This window comes from Paenibacillus sp. FSL R10-2788 (assembly GCF_038003885.1).
GTDB lineage: Bacteria > Bacillota > Bacilli > Paenibacillales > Paenibacillaceae > Paenibacillus_AQ > Paenibacillus_AQ odorifer.
Genome location: NZ_JBBOQA010000001.1, coordinates 1,237,562 through 1,253,527 on the forward strand (window position 1 = coordinate 1,237,562; position 15,966 = coordinate 1,253,527).

Sequence of the window (15,966 nt, forward strand, 5' to 3'; positions counted from 1 at the left end):
ATAATCAATTAAGCCAAAAAAAAGTATTTGACCACTGGAATAATTAGACATATTATTATTTAAATACTATTGATCTATATATGAATCATGATGGCGAAAGGTGGCTTTGATCATGAAGCAGATGACCATTCGTGCAGAACTGGCGGACTACCTCAAGAAGAATGGAATAACAATTAATCAATTCGCAGAGGTATCTAAAGTGAATTCGGGCACAATTAGCAACATTATCAATGGGAATCGGCCTATAGCCATGCAGCAATTAGACCGTATTACAAAAGGTATGGGATTAGAAGAAGGCGGCTTTTATGATATGTATGTGGAGGAGTGTTTCATACATTCCAATCCCAATTGGAGACGACTTCGACCTTTTCTATATCGCTGTGCTGAACTAGATAAGCTGGAATGTATAAGTCGGGTGATTGGAATCATGATGGACAGCCTATCTTATACACCCTCGTTGTTTGATACAGCAGAAGATTTTTTTGTACAAGGAAAATATGATGCTGCAGCGTTGTTATACCGGAGTGTCGCGGAGAGTGAGAAGTATCAGCATTCAGAGCGGCTGGCTTTTTGCCAATACAGACTGTTCACGATTGCTCTAGGGGGTGATCAGGATCTGAATTTGCGAGCAGCTGTGCAGTTTGAGGGTTTTGTAAATCGGCTTGATGAAGTCGATCAACTTGACGCGCTGAAGGCTCTGGCGAATACATATAGCGCATTGAGGTATTGGGATAAGGTAATGCTCATAGCTATTGAAATTGAAAAAAAAGCATCCATTCAATATAAGTATAATAATGAGCGAGCCAGAAAAAACGGGTTACAGAAGGAACCTGCAATGCCCTTATTTTCATATATTCTATTTTCTTATGTGTTACGTTCAGTAGTTTACAGAGAGCTGGGAGATTATGATAGAGCATTGCAGTATGTTAACCTTTACATGGATATGAGCTGGATCCGTGAGGATACGGAGGAAGCTTTGCAACTTATGAATCGATGTATGGGTTGGGCACAGGGCAATATATATTTACTGAGAATTTTAAAAGGTGATGTGACAGCGCTTCCGGAATATGTGACCTATATTGAAAAAAGAGAGGAAGACATTCTTCCAGGTCTGTTCAAAATCCTTCAGGCAGCCAATCACTATGATTTTAATGTGGATGATATTCTTCAGCGGTTTGAGCAAGAAATATCAGATTATAGAGATCAGCAGAGAAATCTTAAATGTTATAATCGACAAATTATCGAAGACAGATACACTTTTTTTATGGCTGAAATAGCATTGTATTATATAAGAAGAGGAAAATATGAGCTTAGTATAAAGTATATAATGGATAGTTTGGAGACTTCTATAAGGATTAATAACGAATCCTGTATAATAAAGTGTGTCAGAATGTTTGAGCAGCTTCGGCATACTGCATCTTTAGAAACGCAGAAGCAATACCAAAATCTGATTAGAATCAATGAAAAGAAAAATGGTTTTGTTATTGGAAGTGCCTAGTATTGATAGTTTTATAGAAGAAACAAAAAAGAGTTTTCAGATTAAATCTGAGATCGCTATCTATTGAATTGTAGTAATGCACTTTAATGTAAAATATAGAATTTGACATATACCTCTAATATATTAAATTAGGGAGGTAGTGTTAATGAATGATCAGGAAATTATCCAAAAGAGAATAGAGGGTGCTAGAAAAAAACTTTATTTAATGGAGAGGCAACACGGAGGGCTTTTGCATCCGAATGTGATCAGACAGTCCATGAGATTAGATGAATTAATTAATCAGTACAATAAAGCAGTACATAGCGATAATGAGGATTGAAGAGAATGGTTAAACACCCTACATAATGATATTGCAACTTCTGATGAAGTATAGAGCCAGCGCTGTGCGCGGGCTTTTTGGCTTGTTAGATCTCATAAAATAAATCAATGCTGCACGCTTGTCATGCCCGTCTGCATATTGCGGCCAAGTCCCTCATAGACATGTACTAATCAATGCATTCAAAACAGGTTAAGGGGATGATGTCATGCGCCGGATAACATGGGTACTCGCGATCATTATGAGCGTGGCCCTGGTGATGACGGGGTGCGGGAAGAAGGATGCCGCTTCCGTAGTCAAGGATTTGAACAATGTGGCTGACAAGTTGGAAAGTAAGCAGGGAACGTACCAAGGTTCTGGCACAATGACCCTGTATACCGGGGAACAGCCGCAGGAGTATAAGGTAGAAGTATGGTACAAGAATCCTTCCTACTACCGGATCAGCTTGGCAAATGTTCAGAAGGATATTACGCAGATCGTACTTCGTAATGATGAGGGAGTGTTCGTACTCACACCAAGTATGAATAAGAGCTTCCGTTTCCAAAGCGATTGGCCGGATGATCAAGGTCAGGTCTATCTGTATCAGACGTTGGTTCGTGGCATAGTTTCGGATAATAACCGCCAATTTGTGGAAGATGGAGATAACTATGTGTTCGAGGTAGCCGCGAATTATCAAAGCAATGCCCTTGTGCGGCAAAAGATTTGGCTTGATAAAAAGACTTATGAGCCTAAACAGGTTCAAGTCTCTGATTCTGAGGCGAAGGTAGTTGTAAACGTGAAGTTTGACACCTTCAAATTCGATACGGATTTCACCAAGGATTCCTTTGATATGGAAAAGAACATGGCCTCGGGTAAGTCCGCAGAGAGCACAGTAGCTGAGGTTGATGAGAATGGTAATCCGGTTACAGCTCCTGAGGGCCAGGAACAGGCTGAACAACCAGTGGCAGCAGAGCTTGGAGACTTTGGGATCATTGAACCTGATTATATTCCAGCTGGTGTAGAGTTCAAGGACTCGCATAAATTGGAGGGCAACAAAGACCATGCTGTTCTCATCCGATATGATGGGATTTATCAGTACACTATTATGGAATCCCGTCCACTGGACCGTGCGGTAGCACTGGCGCCTGGAACCCTGAAAGACCTTGGTTTTACGTGGGGAGTTTTGAGTGGGGATGAGCAGCAGACATTGACTTGGATGTCTGAGGGTGTAGAGTACCGAATTACAAGTGCCAATCTTCCTGCTAATGAAATGATGCAAATTGCCGCTTCTATGGAGGCACAATCGGGTAAATAATAAAAAGTAGGCGGATACTGCGTTTTGTGGGATTCTTTCCTCTACAACGTAGTATCCGCTTTTCTTTATTTGCCGGGGCTCCAGCACACATTGACAGCCACCTTCTGTAGCATTACCATTGGTACTAAGACAATGATTAATGCAATGCAGCAATGACGTTTTACTACAACGTAAGAAGGTGACTTGAAGTGCAAGCAAGCTATCGACCGACAGTAGCCGAAATTAATCTGGATGATTTGCGTGCCAATTACGAAGCCTTTCGCCGCTACTTGCCGGCAGAGACAAAGTTTATGGGATGCGTCAAAGGAAATGCGTACGGCCATGGAGCAGTGGAAGTGACACGGGAGCTGGAAAGACTCGGAGCAGATTATGTTAGTGTGGCTTTTTTGGATGAAGCATTGGAGCTGCGTCAGGCGGGAATACTGATTCCTATACTGGTGCTTGGCTACACTTCCCCAGAAGGAATAGCCGTTGCCTGGGAGAACCATGTAACTGTAACACTGTTCACACCGGAGGTACTGGAGGCTATAAGACAGCTTCCTATAGATCCGGAACATCGGCTAAAGGTGCATATCAAGATTGATAGCGGGATGGGACGACTGGGTCTTTTACCAGCTGACGCACCTGCATTTATCTCTGAAGTGCAGTCTGTTGCGCAGGCGGAGCTGGAGGGTATGTTTACCCATTTTGCCAAGGCAGACGAACAAGACAAAAGCTATACACTGGAACAGCATCGACGGTTCATGAGCGTGGCGGAAACGCTGCGGGAGCAGAACATTCAGATCCCGATCATACATACGGGCAATAGCGCTACGGCCATTGATTCACCTTATTTATCCAGCAACATGGTGCGTGTAGGCATCAGCTTGTACGGATTTTATCCCTCCACAGAGGTGAACCGTCAACTGGTAGAACTACGTCCGGTATTGACGCTGAAGACGCAGGTTGTATATGTCAAAAGCCTGCCTGCCGATTGGGGCGTCAGTTACGGCACTAGGTACATCACAGAGAGCGAGGAGATTATTGCAACGCTACCTGTGGGGTACGCAGATGGATATTCCCGCATGCTAACTGGCAAAGCGGAGGTGCTAATACGTGGACGCCGCGTTCCTGTCGTCGGAACAATCTGCATGGATCAGTGTATGGTATCACTCAAATCTTTCGCTGCAGAAGCGGAACAAATTAAAGCAGGCGAAGAAGTTGTTCTCATCGGCCGTCAAGCTGACGTGATGATCACGGCAGACGAGTTGGCTCTCCAGCTTGGAACAATTCACTACGAGGTTATCTGCATGTTGGCTCATCGGGTGCCACGCGTTTATATAAGTGAAGGCACACTTCCTAAATTAGTAAATGCTCTACTCACAAACTGAAAGTTCTTGACAGTGATGTTATACAAGGGAGAAAATAGAAGGAATTGTATCGTATTAGGAGATGTGACTAAAAGCCTATACGAACCACCATTTCTAGTTTATAATGGGATGCAGCATACTTGATATACTGGCGGCATATATTCCTTGTATAAAATTCCTTGTATATTGTAACACTGGAACACAAGGGCAGAAGGTTTGTGGGGGTGGAAGAGAAGGTGGCTAATTTGCAGAACACCAAAAGAATCATGATCAGCTTGCCCGATCATCTCTTGCAGGAAGTGGACGGAATTGTTCAATTGGAGAATTCCAACCGGAGTGAATTGATTAGGCAGGCCATGAAGCTGTACTTGAGCGAACGGAGGAAACGTTCCATCCGGGAGTCCATGCAGCGCGGCTACATGGAAATGGCTAAGATCAACTTGACCATGGCATGCGAGGCTTTCCTCGCGGAGGAAGATGCAGACAGCACTCTTGGCCGCTTAGTAAGCGGGGTGTAGACATTGATCGTTAAACGTGGCGATGTTTTTTTTGCTGATCTTTCGCCGGTTGTAGGTTCTGAACAAGGCGGAGTAAGGCCAGTTCTGGTCATCCAGAACGATATTGGCAATCGCTTTAGCCCGACGGTAATTGTGGCTGCAATCACAGCCCAAATCCAGAAGGCTAAGTTACCTACACATGTGGAAATTGACGCAGCTGCTCATGGCTTTGACAGAGATTCTGTTATTTTGCTGGAACAGGTTAGGACGATTGACAAACAACGCTTAACTGACAAGATCACCCACCTTGATGATGAAACGATGAAAAAGGTGGATGAATCGCTGCAAATCAGCCTTGGTCTGATTGATTTTTAATCACCCTAGGTTATAGATAACTCATGAGATTGGCGCTCGGGTACGAATCCGGGCGTCTTTTAATGTGCGTTTTTGCGTATAGTAAATAAAGAATCGTTAGGTCTTCACTTTTTGAAAATGATCTGATATTATTAGACCGTACGGTCGGTTTAGGAGGTGCTTAGAATCAAAGGACGCTCAGACGGAGAAGAAACTAAAAAAAGAATTGTGCGTAAGGCCACGCAGCTGTTTGTACAGAAGGGTTATGCTGCCGTAACTATGAATGAAGTTTGTGTAGCCTCGAATGTCAGTAAGGGCAGTCTGTATCACCATTTTCCGAGCAAGGATGAGCTTTTTCTATTTGTAGTGGAAGTGGATACGTTAGAGTGGCTGCAAGCGTGGAATGATAAGAAACAGGAAATTGCAGGGATCGAAGAACGATTTTATGCGTTAGCCGAGCATTACGCAAATGATTTTCAAAATCCACTGATTCATGCGCTCGAGGAATTCTCCAGAAGCAGATGCCACCCGGAAGAGATTAGCAAGCGGCTTTCACTTCTTTATGAAGCAGCCTCACATGCTTGTCGTGATCTTTTGAAGGAAGGGATTGAAACAGGATATTTGGTAAAAGGCGACTTGGAGAACTATGTAATTATCGTGAGTGGCATGCTTGAAGGGATTGGAAGAGTTTCTGAATTCTCGATTCATGAGAAGACCCGGGAGGATATAAAAAAATATTACCGGGAAGCAGTAAATTTATTATTACAAGGGATTCGTACGGGGTAAGATAACGAGGGGCATGAAAAGAAGCTTTACATTCAGGATCATGAAGGCTGAAGCTTCTCAAAGGCACCGGGATAGGAAGGGTTATTTTTTTACTATTATTTAGACCGGATGGTCGGTCTTAACATGCATAATATTCGAAGATTTGGCTTTAAACACACGGAGGGTTAATACAATGTCATTGTTACTTAGAAACAGAGGCGCTATGCTGCTTGTTATGCTTAATATTTTTCTAGCTTTCACTGGAATTGGGCTAGTAGTCCCAATAATGCCAACCTACATGAATGAGCTTGGGATCAGCGGAAGTACTGTCGGTCTCTTGGTCGCCTCCTTCTCGCTTGCCCAATTATTAATATCGCCATTTGCCGGCAGATTATCCGACAGAATCGGTAGAAAAAAGGTGATTGTAGCAGGTTTGATCGTGTTTGCGATATCGGAGCTGATTTTTGGTCTGGCCAATGTACCCTGGCTCTTGTTCGTTTCGAGATTGCTTGGTGGTGCAGGAGCTGCTTTAATTATGCCGGCAGTTATGGCTTATGTAGCGGACACGACTTCTTTTGAAGAGAGAGCTAAAGGAATGGGGCTAATTAATGCAGCCATTACCACCGGCTTTATTATTGGTCCTGGGATTGGCGGTTATCTTGCTGAGCTTGGAATGCGGGTACCCTTTTTCTGTGCAGCGGGTGCAGCTGGAGTTGCAGCTCTAATTACAGTTTTAATTTTGCCTGAGTCTCTGTCTGAAGAGAAACGTAAGGAAGCGACGTTATCAAAAAATAATCAGGAAAGCTTCTTGACGCAGCTGATGCGTTCTTATCGCGAACCGTATTTTTTCGGCTTAATTATTGTATTTGTCATGGCTTTTGGGCTGGCTAATTATGAAACGGTGTTCGGATTGTTTGTGGACCATAAATTTGGCTTTACGCCTAAGGATATCGCTTTTGTAATTACCTTTGGTTCTATTGCAGGTGCGGTGGTGCAGGTGTCCGCGTTTGGCTGGATCTTGAATAAATTCGGGGAGAACAAGGTGATCTCCACTTGTCTTATAGTCTCATCATTGTTTATTCTGCTGACCTTGTTTGTAAGCGGCTTTTGGGCGATTATTACGGTTACCTTTATTGTGTTCTTTGCAATGGATATTCTGCGTCCAGCAGTAGGTACACAGCTTTCCAAAATGGCCGGAGAATCGCAGCAAGGTTTCGTAGCGGGAATGAACTCAGCTTATACAAGTCTCGGAAATATTGCTGGGCCTATCGTCGCAGGGTATTTGTTTGATCTTAGTATTAACTTCCCATATGGGGCAGCCGCGCTCGTTCTGGCTTTGTGTTTTGTATTGTCACTGAGTTCCGGCAAACGGGGAATGGGGCAGCGGGCGTAATCGCTAAATCCGGGCTCTGACCCGTCCACGATGCCTCGCTATATGCGCACAGCGGTTCAGTACAACGCGCGCTATTCGGGCTGGTCTTTGGTGCAGAGCCGAATCTGTGATACTATTTTAATTATGAGATCAAGATATGTATAAGCAGATTGTGTACGGGAAGAGGGATACTAATGGCGGTAGATAACAGCAATACGGAAGTCATTACGGATGAGGCAAACGCACAGCGGGAGCAGGAATTGATAACCGTAGCGATTGCCAAGGAATTGAACATTAGTCTGAAACAGGTACGCACTACGGTAGGACTGCTGGATGAGGGAAATACCATTCCGTTCATCGCCAGATATCGGAAGGAAATGACGGGTGAGCTGGACGAGAATGCGCTTCGTGATATTGAAGAACGGCTGGGTTATCTTCGCAATCTAGGCGAACGTAAAAAAGACGTTATACGCAATATTGAAGAGCAGGGCAAGCTGACCAAGGAGCTTCATGAGCAAATTATCAATGCGGTCAAACTTCAGGAAGTAGAGGACTTGTATCGTCCCTTCAAGCAAAAGCGTAAGACGCGGGCTAGTGTTGCGAAGGAAAAAGGACTTGAGCCGCTGGCTAACTGGATCTTGGAGCAGCAAAGACAAGGGGACCCGCAGACTGAAGCATCGAAATATATTGATGTGGAAAAGGGAGTAGAGAGCGCAGACCAAGCGCTGCAAGGCGCACTGGACATCATTGCCGAGAACATAGCAGATGATCCTGCGATCCGCTCTTGGGTTCGCCAGTATACAGCAAGTCAAGGTATTCTTGTGTCTGAAGCAAAGGATGCAGAACAAGAATCCGTATACGAAAATTATTATAGTTACCGTGAACCTGTACACAAAATGCCACCTCACCGCATCCTAGCAATTAACCGTGGTGAGCGTGAAAATATATTAAAGGTAGGCATTGAGGTCGTCACTGATAAAATTCATGCCTATATTGCACGGAAAATTATTAAAGGGCCATCCCCGGTGAAGGAACTGCTGGAAGCAGTGACTGAGGATGCCTACAAACGTTTGATTGCTCCTTCAGTAGAGCGCGAAGTTCGTGGAGAGATGACCGAACGTGGGGAGAACCAGGCGATTTCGATCTTCTCTGGCAATCTACGTAGCCTGCTGCTGCAACCGCCAGTCAAGGGGCGTTGTGTTCTGGGGGTTGACCCTGCATACCGTACTGGATGTAAGCTAGCCGTTGTAGACGATACTGGTAAGCTGCTAGAGGTAGCCGTGACCTATCCGACGCCGCCGAATAACAAGAAGCGCGAAGCTGCTGCTAAGTTCAAAGAGTTGATTGCTAAGTACGGCATTCAGCTCATCGTAATCGGCAATGGCACAGGCTCGCGTGAAACGGAGCAGTTTACGGCAGAAGTGATTGCCGAGATTGGCAATCCAGAGCTGGCGTACCTGATCGTTAATGAAGCGGGAGCGAGTGTCTATTCTGCTTCCAAGCTGGCGCAGGAGGAATTCCCGGATCTGGATGTAGCGGAGCGCAGCGCGGCTTCTATCGCCCGCCGTGTGCAAGACCCGCTGGCGGAGCTGGTGAAGATCGATCCGAAAGCTATAGGTGTGGGACAGTACCAGCATGACGTCTCCCAAAAGCATCTGGAGGAGAGTCTTAAAGCCGTCGTGGAATCGGCGGTTAACCATGTTGGCGTAGATGTCAATACGGCATCTCCTGCCTTGCTCTCTTATGTAGCAGGGGTTAATGGAACGATTGCTAAGAATATCGTTAAATTCCGCGAAGAGAACGGCAAGTTCACGACCCGGAAGCAGCTGCAAAAGGTTCCTCGTCTAGGTGCCAAGTCCTATGAGCAATGTATCGGCTTCTTGCGGATTCCGGGTGGAGACAACACCTTGGACCGCACGCCTATTCACCCCGAGTCCTATCCGGTGGTGGATCGTTTGTTCCGTGAGCTAAGCCTCGATGTGAATAAGCTTGGCAGCAAAGAAGTAGCCTCACAGCTTGAGGTGCAAAATGCCGAGGAGCTGGCTGTGAAGCTGGATGTCGGCGTGCCTACGCTGCGCGACATCCTGGAGAGCTTGCAGCGTCCGGGCCGCGATCCGCGCGAGGAGCTGCCGCTGCCGATCTTCCGCACCGATGTGCTTAAGATCGAGGATCTGGTTCCTGGCATGGAAATGCAGGGAACCGTCCGCAACGTTATCGATTTCGGCGCATTCGTCGATATCGGCATCAAAAATGATGGGCTGGTGCATATTTCCCAGCTCAGCGGCAGCTTTGTGAAGCACCCGATGGACGTCGTCTCCGTAGGAGACAATGTCACCGTCTGGGTGATGGGTGTTGACCTGAAGAAGGGCCGGGTCAGCCTGACCATGCGTCCGCCGCGTGTTGAGGCGGGAAGCGTGAAGTAGACAGATCGCATTGATCCTCAAAGAACGACAACAAGAAGCCAGTCTCCTATTATTGGGGACTGGCTTCTTGTTGATTATTTTCAGCTGCAACCCTTTTTGTCATTATAGGAGTGAAGGACGTGCACTCTTTGGGTAAGTTTAGAGTAACAGTTGAACTAAGCGTTTATTACTAGGAGGAGATAGATGTGGGAAATCCATTGAAAGAATTAAAGAATAGTGTGAATGGCCTAAAGCAATCCCTTGATGGAGTTAAGCAATCGGTAGAGGGATTGAAAGAACCTATAGATGAGATGAAGGGAAATATTCAGGTCACGTTGGAGCAAGCGAAGGACAGATCTGAGGAATTTAAATCCGAGATCAGTCGTATGAAGGAATGTGTGGAGGAAACTAAGCTGGTTGTTAATGAGGCGAAGGAAACGGTAATGGAGGCGGGCGAGGTGTTATACACTCAGAAACGCTATAAAAAATTGTTGAAGCGAAACCGAAAAATGCAGCCTGCAAAGGCAGGCCGCCGTTAACTATAATCAGCCGGAAGTCCAAACATTTACCGCAGTTACGAAATCTTTTTAATTATAAGAATGAGAAGGAACCGCATTTAAAAAAATCTGCAACAGCTCATTTACCGAAGCCTCCATATTGGAACGTTGCTCAGCTGCAAGCCAATCCTCTTGAATGATGATGTAGCTGCAGGAGCTGCTTTTTAAATAGCTGTATATTATTTGTGCTTCGTCAATCTCATGGCGCCCGATCGCTGCCGAGGTCTGATTGGTTTCACTCTGAAAGGTGTTCATAATCGCTGACTTTATTGCCGCTTGCAGGTGGGTGATATCCGGTTGATCATATTGTAGCTTGGTATGGGACAGGATACGGTTGCCCTTGAGCAGAATAAGTTTAAGCGTCTGTTCATTCATGGCCTCAAGAACTGCGATATTCTGATTCTCCTGTGCGAATTCGATGACCTTCTCTTTGTGAATCAGGAAGCTGACAGCTCCAATATAGTCCCTGTATTTGGCGGCGGTTTCGAAGTCATAGTACTCCGCGGCCACTGCCATCCGTTGCTCCATTTCCTCAAGGATACTGGAATCTGAGCCGTTTAGTAAGCCAATGACTCGATCAATAATTTTATTATATTGAACAGCGGCATCTCCGCCTGCACACATCCCTATGCATAGGCCAAGCGAATGGTTAAGGCATAGGGAATTTTTAAAGCTAGGGTTACTGCAAAGGATTCTTGAACTATCTTTAATGCCTTGCACGGCCCGTTCCACGGTGCTTCTGCTTGTATAGGGACCAAAAACCTGAGTGCCTTCTTTGACCGCAGGATCATAGGTAATCTCTAACGAACGTATTTTTTCATCCGCTCCTATTACGATATAGGTATAAGCCTGCGGATTTTTCATTTTTTTATTGTACATGGGTTTGATCTCTTTAATTAATTTGCATTCCAGCATAAAGGCTTCAAATTCGGTATCCGTAAGGATGATTTCCAGATCTTTAATATTTCTTACAAGCTGTTTAACCTTTGGGGAATGAGATTTTGAGTTTTGAAAATAGGATTGGACTCTCCGTTTTAACTGTTTTGCCTTGCCAACATATATAATATGACCGAGATTATCCTTCATGAGATAAACGCCGGGAGTTAGGGGAAGGCTTTTAAGTTTTTCTGTTAAATGAATAGTAACCCCGCCCTCTCATAAGAGTTGTATGATTGATAGTTTTAGTATAAGCTTGCAACCTTCATTTGTTCAAATCAGTCTAAAGAGTGAAGAATCAAAGCTAAGGAGGGATCTTATGTACTTCGCAAAAAAAATCGGTGGGCTGGCGCTTATAGCAGCTATGTTATGGCTTACAGCCTGCAGTGGAACGCCAGAAGCGGGAACGGAGCCGAAGCAGACGCCTGAGCAGTCACAAGAGCAGGCACCAGTGCAGACGCCAAAGCAGACACCAGAGCACACACAAACTGCACAGCCAGCGGCTACTACACAACCACCACAGGAGACGGAACTACCACAGGAGACGAAGACATCAAGTACGGGGCAGCCGCAGGATCTAGAGGGATTGCCGCCATTAGTTGAGGAAGCGGCGTCTACGGTAATGAACTCCATTAAGAATAAGGATATGAAGCAATTAGCGGCGTGGGTACATCGGGATAAAGGGCTACGCTTCTCTCCATATGCATACGTGGATACAAAAAATGATCTTGTATTCACCCAGGAGGAAGTAGAAGGATTAATGAATGACTCTACCAAAAGAGTCTGGCGAACATTTGCTGGCTCCGGTGATTTAATCGAGCTTACATTCGCAGATTACTACAAGCGGTTTGTCTACGATGCGGACTTCATTCAGAAGGCCGAAATTGCTGTGAACAAGGGGCTTGGACAAGGGACGACGATCAACAACTTAAACGAAGTGTATCCAAAGGAGCAATATGATTTCGTTGAATATCATATTGCTGGTATCGATCCTTCTGTCGAGGGAATGGATTGGCGCAGCCTGCGTCTAGTTTTTGAGAAGATCGGAGAAGACCATGCATTAGTCGGCATTATTCATGATCAATGGACGCCTTAGCTTACGGACTCAGATGACGCTAATATGGACGCCTTAGCTTACGGACTCAGATGGCGCTATTATGGACGCTGTTTGCCTGCTTCAACTGATTATTCACATCCGTTGGCATACGCTGATCCTTACGGACCTAGATGACGCTATTCGCGTTTTTTTAGCGATTAGAGCACAGTTTCGGACTCCAGTGCAGCTATTCATCAGAAAAAGGCATATCTATGGTGCTTTTTGAGCCAATAGCGACGATGGAGTCCTTTAGTAGTCCAAATGTGCGATTATGCAACGAATAAGGTCAACTGGGTCCGATAGTAGCTGCATTCCTATCCGCTGTAGCCCCATCTGTTGCACACCTAACTGGTGCACACCTAACTGCTGCATACCTAACTGGTGCACACCTAACTGTTGCACACCTAACTGGTGCACACCTAACTGGTGCACACCTAACTGTTGCACACCTAACTGGTGCACACCTAACTGGTGCACACCTAACTGGTGCACACCTAACTGTTGCACACCTAACTGCTGCATACCTAACTGGTGCACACCTAACTGGTGCACACCTAACTGCTGCATACCTAACTGGTGCACACCTAACTGCTGTGCACCTAACTGCTGTGCACCTAACTGCTGCACACCTATCTACTACACACCTATCTTCTGCACACCCATCTGCTGCGTTCGCATAACGCAAACATTGGAGCATCGCTGACCTGTATTTTGTTTTTGGCTACCTGCTTCAGCGGATTTTCATATCCGTTGATACACGCTGATCCTTACGGACCCAGATGACGCTATTCGCGTGTTTCTAGCGATTGGAGCACAGTTTCGGACTCCAGTGCAGCTATTCAATAGAAAAAGGAATATTTATGGTGCTTTTGGTGCCAATAGCGACTATGGAGTCCGATAGCATCGTAAAAGTGGCATATTTTTGCGTATAAGGTCATCTGAGTCCGATAGCTGCTGCGTCTGTGTAAATATGATCTAATCGCTCGAAGTTTGATGTTCATCATCGTCAAGTAGCTTCATGCACAAATATGATCTAATCGCTCGAAGTTTGATGTTCATCATTGTCAAGTAGCTTCATGCACACAAATATGATCTAATCGCTCGAAGTTTGATAATCCTCACTGCCAAGTAATCAGCATTTCTGAGCCTGAGTTAGCTTGAGGACCCAGATGACGCTATTCGTATGTTTTTAGCGATTGGAGCACAGTTCGGACCCCAGTGCAGCTATTCGTTAGAAATAGGTTCATATTGAATGCTTTTTGAGACAATAGCGACGATGGAGTCCGATAGCTAACAACAAGTTGGATTATGAGACGATCTATGGGGAATTACCAAAGACGTCCCACCTCTGCTTAAATATGTGTCAGACCCTGGTGGGGCCTCCTCTGTAAAAGTGGGGGCAAAAATTATAATCAGTACAGCTTTTTTTCGGGAAATATGCTTTAAGCATGGAGTCTCAAGTGCGCTTCAGGAATTTCCCCCTGCACCGGAAGCCACACCAAAAAAACCGGCAGAGGATTCTGCCGGGTAATACAGGATAGATTAAGAAATTAAATATTAGCAGGTTTAAGCTTTCTCGCTTCTTGCAGATGAAAAGACAAGTATAATCCTAATCCGGCAAGAGCCGTCAACGTCCAGAATGCAATGTGGACCCCTTTGAGCATATCCAATGGAAAGGATAAGGAACTGGCACTCGCAGTAGAAGTCATTATCGTTACAAGCAAGGCGCCTCCTATTGAACCGCTGAGCGAGCGCAGCGTGATTGTCATTGGAGAAGCATGTGCAACCATGGTGTTGGGGATACTTGCCATGGCATAGGCCGTAATTGGAGCCATAACTGCCCCTACTCCAAACATAAGCAGGGCATACATTATAACCAGTAGATTAAAGGACGTCTCTGTTGATAACGTGAGGGCAAGAGCCACTGCCATGATCAGAATGAGCAGAAATCCTCCCTGGGTTACGCGGCTAACCCCAAACCGGTCATATAGTCTGCCTGAGATCAGACCGGAGACACCAATCAGCAGTGCACCTGGCAACAACATAAGCCCGGACTCCCTTGGTGTTAAGCCTCTTATCGTCTGTGCATACAGAGGAAGAAGGAGTTCAACTCCCACCATCACCGCAAATAAGATCACCCCCACAATAGAAGAACGGGTAAAGGAGCGGTGCCGAAACAGCTTGAAATCGAGCAAAGGTGCCGTGAGCTTGAGCTGTCTTTTAATAAACAGCGCCACGATCAGGAATCCGGCCAGAAGGATGATCCCTGCGACAACAGGATTTCCCTTTTCTTCCCCGACAATGCTAAAACCATATAATATACCAGCGAATCCGAGTGAAGAGTAGATAATGGACCTGGTGTCGAGCTTGGTCTGATGAGTCTCTCCCACGTTCCGCAGCGTGAAATGCGCTAAGAATAAATTGGCGGCTGCGAGCGGAGCCACAGCATAAAACAACAGTCTCCATGAATGATTCTGAACCACGAACCCAGACAGAGTAGGCCCAAGTGCAGGAGCCAACCCCAGAACCAAACCGACTACTCCCATCGCTGCACCGATTTTCTCCTTCGGGAAGACTCTGAGTATCGTCGTCTGAAACAGAGGGAACAGCAGACCCGCACCGATGCCTTGAACCAAACGCCCCGTCAGGACTAGGGGGAAACTCCAGGCGATCCCGGCAATCAGTGTTCCTGCTGTGAACGCTCCGACAGAGGCCATGAACAAGGCCCTCGTAGTAAACTTTCCGATCAAAAATCCAGCAACAGGAACAGTTATACCTATCATCAGGTAGTACACCGTAATCAGCCACTGCGCTTGATTCTCATGAATGGCAAGATCCTGCATGACACGCGGCAACGCCGTATTTAACATCGTTTGCATTAATTGGGCTAGAAAATTGGCAACCACCAGAGAGGCTACAATAATGCTGGGTTTATTAGTCAAGCTGTCTTCACCGCTTTCAGAGGTATTATTCGGATGCAGTGAGCTGCTGCAAGGCATGTATGGATAATATCCCCACCTCTTGTTGCCGTGGTTGTCCATCCTTGAATATGAGTGTGGCCGGTATACTCATCACGTGGTATTTTCCAGTCGTCTCTGGGTTGTCATCCACATTGACCTTCACTACAGTTATTGTAGCATCCGACTCCCGCTCAAACTCTTCCAGCACAGGTGCAAACATCCGGCACGGTCCGCACCAGGGCGCCCAGAAGTTGACTACAGTTATTCCTTTCGGTTGAATGAGTTGTGCAAAAGTAGCATCTTCCGCATGGAGAACTGCCATTATGAATCATCCTTTCAAGATTGATAAAATATATTATAGATCCATTATATCTATAATTAGGATAAATAATAGACTTAGTGTATCCACAATATATCTAAATCAGTATTTTGTCAAACCGATTTTCACTTACTCCTGTGCTTGTACATATAAAACAAAAAGATCCGTTAAGTGCGCTTGAAGCAGTTGATAGATCTATGATTGTAAATGATGCGGTCGAGAGGACTCGAACCTCCACGATATTGCTGCCA

Annotated in this window: 15 protein-coding genes; 12 read left to right on the plus strand and 3 right to left on the minus strand. The window is 45.5% G+C overall.

The features are described from left to right. Positions 1-112 precede the first annotated feature (112 nt). The 10 genes from NSQ50_RS05375 (at position 113) to NSQ50_RS05420 (ending at position 10,386) form a co-directional block, all read left to right on the plus strand. On the plus strand, positions 113-1,498 hold the full coding sequence (locus tag NSQ50_RS05375) for a helix-turn-helix domain-containing protein (protein WP_036686769.1): 1,386 nt from the start codon (positions 113-115) through the stop codon (positions 1,496-1,498). 145 nt (positions 1,499-1,643) lie between these two features. After that, on the plus strand, positions 1,644-1,817 hold the full coding sequence (locus NSQ50_RS05380; protein WP_094903681.1) for an aspartyl-phosphate phosphatase Spo0E family protein: 174 nt from the start codon (positions 1,644-1,646) through the stop codon (positions 1,815-1,817). Between the two features lie 205 nt (positions 1,818-2,022). After that, on the plus strand, positions 2,023-3,108 hold the full coding sequence (locus NSQ50_RS05385) for a LolA family protein (RefSeq protein WP_036686774.1): 1,086 nt from the start codon (positions 2,023-2,025) through the stop codon (positions 3,106-3,108). A 188-nt stretch (positions 3,109-3,296) separates the two neighbouring features. Then, a complete protein-coding gene (gene alr, locus NSQ50_RS05390; RefSeq protein WP_036686775.1) occupies positions 3,297-4,478 on the plus strand; it encodes an alanine racemase in 1,182 nt (393 codons plus the stop codon). A 215-nt stretch (positions 4,479-4,693) separates the two neighbouring features. Then, a complete protein-coding gene (locus NSQ50_RS05395; RefSeq protein ID WP_025698676.1) occupies positions 4,694-4,975 on the plus strand; it encodes a CopG family ribbon-helix-helix protein in 282 nt (93 codons plus the stop codon). Between the two features lie 3 nt (positions 4,976-4,978). Beyond that, positions 4,979-5,329 carry a type II toxin-antitoxin system PemK/MazF family toxin gene (locus tag NSQ50_RS05400; RefSeq protein WP_036686777.1) on the plus strand — a complete coding sequence of 117 codons (351 nt, stop codon included), beginning with the start codon at positions 4,979-4,981 and terminating at the stop codon, positions 5,327-5,329. A gap of 156 nt (positions 5,330-5,485) precedes the next feature. Continuing rightward, complete coding sequence (locus tag NSQ50_RS05405; RefSeq protein WP_052096817.1) at positions 5,486-6,094, plus strand: TetR/AcrR family transcriptional regulator; 609 nt, start codon at positions 5,486-5,488, stop codon at positions 6,092-6,094. Positions 6,095-6,266: 172 nt separating this feature from the next. Beyond that, on the plus strand, positions 6,267-7,466 hold the full coding sequence (locus NSQ50_RS05410) for an MFS transporter (RefSeq protein ID WP_076100052.1): 1,200 nt from the start codon (positions 6,267-6,269) through the stop codon (positions 7,464-7,466). Positions 7,467-7,639: 173 nt separating this feature from the next. Next, positions 7,640-9,868 (plus strand): Tex family protein, encoded by a 2,229-nt coding sequence (locus tag NSQ50_RS05415; RefSeq protein WP_076100050.1) that lies wholly within the window; start codon positions 7,640-7,642, stop codon positions 9,866-9,868. A 185-nt stretch (positions 9,869-10,053) separates the two neighbouring features. Continuing rightward, entirely contained in the window at positions 10,054-10,386 is a 333-nt protein-coding gene (locus NSQ50_RS05420) for a DUF6468 domain-containing protein (RefSeq protein WP_076141956.1), read from the plus strand. Positions 10,387-10,434: 48 nt separating this feature from the next. On the opposite strand, the gene NSQ50_RS05425 is transcribed toward NSQ50_RS05420, so the two are convergent. Beyond that, the gene (locus NSQ50_RS05425) at positions 10,435-11,490 is read right to left on the minus strand and encodes a GIY-YIG nuclease family protein (RefSeq protein ID WP_076141957.1); all 1,056 of its coding nucleotides are present in this window, start codon (positions 11,488-11,490) and stop codon (positions 10,435-10,437) included. Positions 11,491-11,659: 169 nt separating this feature from the next. Between NSQ50_RS05425 and NSQ50_RS05430 the strand changes: the two genes are divergently transcribed. Together NSQ50_RS05430 and NSQ50_RS31555 are read left to right on the plus strand one after the other, a co-directional pair. Then, positions 11,660-12,436, plus strand: a complete 777-nt coding sequence (locus NSQ50_RS05430) for a hypothetical protein (protein WP_036686786.1) — start codon at positions 11,660-11,662, stop codon at positions 12,434-12,436. A gap of 299 nt (positions 12,437-12,735) precedes the next feature. After that, entirely contained in the window at positions 12,736-13,116 is a 381-nt protein-coding gene (locus NSQ50_RS31555; RefSeq protein WP_370511395.1) for a pentapeptide repeat-containing protein, read from the plus strand. 870 nt (positions 13,117-13,986) lie between these two features. Here the strand turns inward: NSQ50_RS31555 and NSQ50_RS05440 are convergent. Together NSQ50_RS05440 and trxA are read right to left on the minus strand one after the other, a co-directional pair. Continuing rightward, complete coding sequence (locus NSQ50_RS05440) at positions 13,987-15,435, minus strand: DHA2 family efflux MFS transporter permease subunit (protein ID WP_081386716.1); 1,449 nt, start codon at positions 15,433-15,435, stop codon at positions 13,987-13,989. After that, on the minus strand, positions 15,404-15,718 hold the full coding sequence (gene trxA / locus NSQ50_RS05445) for a thioredoxin (protein ID WP_038569055.1): 315 nt from the start codon (positions 15,716-15,718) through the stop codon (positions 15,404-15,406). The genes NSQ50_RS05440 and trxA overlap by 32 nt, the downstream gene beginning before the upstream one ends. Positions 15,719-15,966: the final 248 nt, after the last annotated feature.

Coding starts and splice junctions, on each gene's coding strand:
- NSQ50_RS05415 (WP_076100050.1), top strand. CDS start 7,640: ATGGCGGTAGATAACAGCAATACGGAAGTCATTACGGATGAGGCAAAC.
- NSQ50_RS05380 (WP_094903681.1), top strand. CDS start 1,644: ATGAATGATCAGGAAATTATCCAAAAGAGAATAGAGGGTGCTAGAAAA.
- NSQ50_RS05375 (WP_036686769.1), top strand. CDS start 113: ATGAAGCAGATGACCATTCGTGCAGAACTGGCGGACTACCTCAAGAAG.
- NSQ50_RS05385 (WP_036686774.1), top strand. CDS start 2,023: ATGCGCCGGATAACATGGGTACTCGCGATCATTATGAGCGTGGCCCTG.
- NSQ50_RS05440 (WP_081386716.1), bottom strand. CDS start 15,435: ATGCCTTGCAGCAGCTCACTGCATCCGAATAATACCTCTGAAAGCGGT.
- NSQ50_RS05410 (WP_076100052.1), top strand. CDS start 6,267: ATGTCATTGTTACTTAGAAACAGAGGCGCTATGCTGCTTGTTATGCTT.
- NSQ50_RS05430 (WP_036686786.1), top strand. CDS start 11,660: ATGTACTTCGCAAAAAAAATCGGTGGGCTGGCGCTTATAGCAGCTATG.
- trxA (WP_038569055.1), bottom strand. CDS start 15,718: ATGGCAGTTCTCCATGCGGAAGATGCTACTTTTGCACAACTCATTCAA.
- NSQ50_RS05425 (WP_076141957.1), bottom strand. CDS start 11,490: ATGAAGGATAATCTCGGTCATATTATATATGTTGGCAAGGCAAAACAG.